The organism is uncultured Abyssibacter sp., from assembly GCF_964000955.1.
Taxonomy (GTDB): Bacteria; Pseudomonadota; Gammaproteobacteria; order Nevskiales; family OUC007; genus Abyssibacter.
Map to the genome: position 1 here is coordinate 1 of NZ_CAXFCL010000300.1, position 4,537 is coordinate 4,537.

A 4,537-nucleotide genomic window follows, 5' to 3' on the forward strand; every position below is an offset into this window, starting at 1 on the left:
AACGGGTTTGCCGCGGCGGCTGGCGATGTCTTCGTGCTGGATGACTCCGCGGACCGTTGGCTGGGTGTCTTCACGCCTTTGACGCTGGGCTGGACCATGGGTGTCGCCACTCGCGTCCAGACCCTGCTCGAATACGGTGTCGACTCGCTGCTCGCGGCGTTGATACTGCTGGTTGCGGTGTCGCTGATCGCCTGGAGGCTGGCTCGACAACTGGCGCGACGTGTTTCGCAGCCCGTTGCCCGGATTTCGGAGGCGATGACCCAGGCCGACCTTGAGCATCCCGAGCGCCTGCCCGACATTCCGTCCGGCGCCGCCGTTGAAGTGCATGCGCTGGCCGGCAGCCTGCAATCCCTGATCCATCGGCTGGCGGATTCCCATGCGCAAACCCGGGAGGCGCTGGCCCGTGAATCCGGTGCGCGCGAGTTGCTGCAGCAGGAAATGGATGACCGCGAGCAGATCATCAAGGCGCGAACCCTGGAGCTGCATGAGGCCAACATGGCGCTGGAGCAACTGATCCGCCAGGACGGCTTGACGGGTCTGGGCAACCGGCGCTTGCTGGATGAGCGCCTGAACCTGTTCTGGGAGGAGACCCGGCGATCCGGGGAATGGCTTGCGATCGCGCTGATCGATATCGATCACTTCAAGTCGTTCAATGACACCTACGGCCACCAGGCGGGTGATCAGGCACTCAAGAAGGTCGCGGCCGAACTGAAGCGCGCCACGTATCGGGCCAGCGATCTGGCCGCCCGCTACGGGGGCGAGGAGTTCTGCCTGCTGCTGCCGCGCACCGACATCAGCGGCGCGGAGACTTTCGGCGATCGCCTGGTCCAGTCGATCCGGCGGCTGAAGATCATCCATGCCAGCGGCGAGGACGGTCTGGTGACCATCAGCGTCGGCGTGGCCGCCATGCGCCCCCAGGCCGGCGGCACGGTTCGCAATCTGATCGCGATGGCGGACAAGGCCCTTTACCGCGCCAAATCCGAGGGCCGTGATCGCTGTGTGCCGGCACCGGTGGTGACGGGTGCTTCGAGCGGCCGCGAGAGTCAGGGCGCCGCCGACGGGTGACTCGCGAGCACTAGCGGGCGAGATCGCGGCCTGCGCCGGAGCGCGGGTTCATGACACGGGTCGGGGGCGCCGCGCACGGGCGACGCCGCGTGTTTTGCAGGGCACAATGAGCGCCGAATTTTCGCGACCGGACGAGTCCCGGGGTTTTCATGCGATTGCGTTATCCGACGGTGGCAGATGGCCGGCGCATTCTGGTGCTGGCCTGTTGCGGGCTGCTGAGCCTGGTCGCCCGTCCGGCCCTGGCGGGCGGTTTCGATCTGGTGGAGGTCGAGGGTGATGTGCAGCGGGTCCGCGGCGGCGAGTCCCGCGCGGCGCAGGCGCTCGAGGATATCCGCAGCGGAGACATGATCCGGACCGGTCCGGACGGTCGTGCCGTGGTCGAGGTCGGCCGTTACGGACGGATGGAACTGGCGGGCGGCTCGGCACTGGTGTTGCGGAGGATTCCGGACTCCTCGTTCGCGCTGGATCTGGCGACGGAACTGGAATTGCAGCGCGGTTTTCTTCGGGTGAACTGGGCGCGTCCGGGTTTCGGCGCGGCGTGGCCGTTTTCACTGGAACTGGGCGCGCAGCAGGTGACGGTTCACCCGGGGGAGTTCCTGTTGCAGCGGAGCGATGAGCGGGTCAGCGCCTGCGTGCGTGCGGGCAAGCTGGAACTGACGCTGGCCGACGGCGGCGCTGCCGCCAGACATCTGATGCAGCCGCCCTGGTGTGGTCAGTCCGGTGCGACGACGGCGTTCCTGTCGGTTGACGGGATTGATGCCGACCGAATTCTCGCCTTCCGCGACGCGGGGTCGATTCGCTTCTCCGAGCCGAAGCCAGAGCCGACGGAGGTGGCATCGTCCCGGGTCGAGCCGGTGGCGGCGCGCCCGTCCCCGCCACCCGCTGCCCGGCAGCAGCCTGATGCCAAGCCGGTGAGCAAGCCGGTGAGCAAGCCGAGCCCGCCGAAGCCATTGCCGAAACCGGCGGCCCCGAAACCCGAATCCGCACCCGTGGTGGCGCCGGCGCCGGTTCCCGCTGCGACGGTGACAACCCCGCGTCGCGGCCCCTGGACGATCAGCCTGGCCTCGTTCATCGATGAGCAGGACGCCATTCGCACCCGTGAGCGTTACGGCGAGACCGAGTTTCCGGTCGAGATCGTGGAGGCTACCGTGAAGGGCCGGCTCTGGTATCGGCTCGTCGTTCCCGGTTTCGATTCGGTCGCGGCCGCGAAGGCGGCGGCCGATCGCATGCGAGATGATCTGGGAGTCAACGACCCCTGGGTCTACCGTGACAAGCGCTAGGCCGAACCTGCGCTAGGGACTGCTGCCGGAACGAGGGTTCAGGTCCGGTTGGCAGGCCTCCAGCAGGCGTGTCATCGCGCCGCGGCCCAGGCCGGTGTCCGTCAGGGCGTCGGTTGCGTCGGACGCCGTGGGCCGGCGCCACTGCAATTGCGCCCAGGCGTCGTCCAGCGGAATCGATGTGACGATGCGGGCGAGTTCTCGCGAACGTTCGGCCACGTCCCGCTGCTCGTCCAGCAGGCGATGCAGCCGTCGCGCCCCCCGCACCGGCAGGCTCAGGACCGCGTCGAGGTCGGCGTAGATCGCGTCCAGCGAACCGAATGCCGACAGCAGCGCCACGGCCGCTTTCGGCCCGATGCCGGCGATGCCCGGGATGTTGTCGACGGTGTCGCCGACGAGCGCCTGGTAATCCAGCATTTGCTCGGGGCTGACACCAAACTTGGCGGTGATGGCAGCGTCATCCAGCCAGTCGTCCTTGGCGAAATCCCAGATCGCGTCCTCCGGGCCAAGCAGCTGGGCGAGATCCTTGTCCGGGCTGACGATGATCGCCGGCGTGTCATGTGCACGGGCGATGAGCACCAGCGTGCCGATGTAGTCGTCGGCCTCGAATTCCTCGCAGGCGAGGTTGTAGAGACCCACGGCATCGCAGAGCTGACGCGCCATTCGGAACTGGTGCTTGAGCTCCTCCGGCGCCGATTCGCGGTTCGCCTTGTACGCCGGATCGATGCGATTGCGGAACGAGCTGGTCAGGCTTTCATCGAAGGCGACGGCGATTCGTCGCGGCGATCGGGCGCGGATCAGCCGGGCGAGCATGTCGGAAAATCCCGTCAACGCGTTGATCGGTCGGCCGACAGAATCGGTCATGGAATCGGGCAGCGAGAACCACGCCCGGAAGATGTAAACCGACGCATCGATCAAGTAGACTCGCCGGTCCATCGTTTTGACGGTTTGATTTGCCTGCTTCATATGGAGTCCCGATGCGCGCCCTGATGCTCCTCTGCGCCGCGAGCGTAGCACCGACGGTTCATGCCGATACCGTGCTGTCTTTCGACACCACGGATGCCGGCGCGGCCTCGACGGTGCAACTCGTGGACGGCGCCGTGCGTATCGACGGTGGCGAGTCCGGCGAGTGGATGCTCTACAAGGCGGATGAGGACACGCTGTTCATCATCAGCCCGACGGATCGGAGCTACACCCGTGTCGACGAAGCCGGGATTCGCAAGCTCGGGGGCCAGATGGATGCCGCCCGTGCCGAATGGGAAGCCGAGATGGCCAAGCTGCCACCCGAGCAGCGCGCCATGGCGGAGCAGATGATGCAGCGCATGACCGGCGGACGAACACTGAAAAAAACCGCACCCCCGGAACCACAGGCGACTGGCTCCTCGCAGTCCGTGGCCGGTGTGAAGTGCGAGAACTATGTCGTCGAGCAGCGTGGCGCGAAGGAAACCCTTTGCGTCGCGGCCCCGGATGATCTGGGCATGTCGGATGAGGAATACGAGACGGTACAGGCCATGTATGCCCTGCTCGCCAAGCTGAGCGAGGCGACCGGGTTTGCAGGCAGCGCCGCCCCTCGTGCCGACAAGTTGCCAGGAGTCCCGGTGCTGATTGACAGCCAGGGAGGCGAACGCAAGCGCAACCAGCGGCTCACCGGGGTCAAGCACCCCGAACTGCGGTCCAGCGTGTTTGCGCTCCCGAGCGGATACGCCGAGCGAGACCCGAGCGACCTGAAGTAGGGGCGGTCGCGTCGGGATTGACGACATAACAAGGGAAATGCCGGACCGATTCACCTGAGTACGGGGATCGACCGGTCTTGCCCGACATTCAATTTGTTTGATCCGAGGAGCGCTTTCACATGACTGTGAAGCTGTTTGTACCCAAGGAGTCCGCGAGCGGGGAGAAACGCGTCGCCATGGCTCCGGCCGTGGTCGATCGCGTCGTCAAGCTGGGCACGGAATTGTCCGTGCAGGCCGGCGCCGGTGCGGGAAGCCGGATTCCCGATACCGCGTTCAAGGACAAGGGCGCCAAGATCGTCAAGGCGAAGGCCACGGCCCTGAAATCCGCCGATGTCATTTTGCATGTGGCCCCGCCTGATGTCGCCGACATCAAGAACATGAAGGCCGGGTCGATTCTGGCCAGCTTCATTTACACGCATCGCAACCCGGATGTCGTCAAGGCCCTGGCCGAGGCCAAGGTGA

At 66.1% G+C, this 4,537-nt stretch carries 4 protein-coding genes and 1 pseudogene; 4 read left to right on the top strand and 1 reads right to left on the bottom strand.

Translation table 11 applies throughout. From position 1 onward, the window contains the following. Together ABNS06_RS14340 and ABNS06_RS14345 are read left to right on the top strand one after the other, a co-directional pair. Positions 1-1,065, top strand: a 1,065-nt coding sequence (locus tag ABNS06_RS14340) for a diguanylate cyclase (protein WP_348675279.1), incomplete at its 5' end; no start/stop codon positions are given. A 149-nt stretch (positions 1,066-1,214) separates the two neighbouring features. After that, the gene (locus tag ABNS06_RS14345; protein WP_348675280.1) at positions 1,215-2,345 is read left to right on the top strand and encodes an SPOR domain-containing protein; all 1,131 of its coding nucleotides are present in this window, start codon (positions 1,215-1,217) and stop codon (positions 2,343-2,345) included. Positions 2,346-2,357: 12 nt separating this feature from the next. On the opposite strand, the gene ABNS06_RS14350 is transcribed toward ABNS06_RS14345, so the two are convergent. After that, entirely contained in the window at positions 2,358-3,308 is a 951-nt protein-coding gene (locus tag ABNS06_RS14350) for a 5'-3' exonuclease H3TH domain-containing protein (RefSeq protein WP_348675281.1), read from the bottom strand. Between the two features lie 11 nt (positions 3,309-3,319). Here ABNS06_RS14350 and ABNS06_RS14355 point away from each other — a divergent pair, with 11 nt between their 5' ends. Together ABNS06_RS14355 and ABNS06_RS14360 are read left to right on the top strand one after the other, a co-directional pair. Further along, a complete protein-coding gene (locus ABNS06_RS14355; protein WP_348675282.1) occupies positions 3,320-4,075 on the top strand; it encodes a hypothetical protein in 756 nt (251 codons plus the stop codon). A 119-nt stretch (positions 4,076-4,194) separates the two neighbouring features. Then, positions 4,195-4,537 (top strand): annotated as a pseudogene (locus ABNS06_RS14360) (NAD(P)(+) transhydrogenase (Re/Si-specific) subunit alpha); the annotation flags it as partial.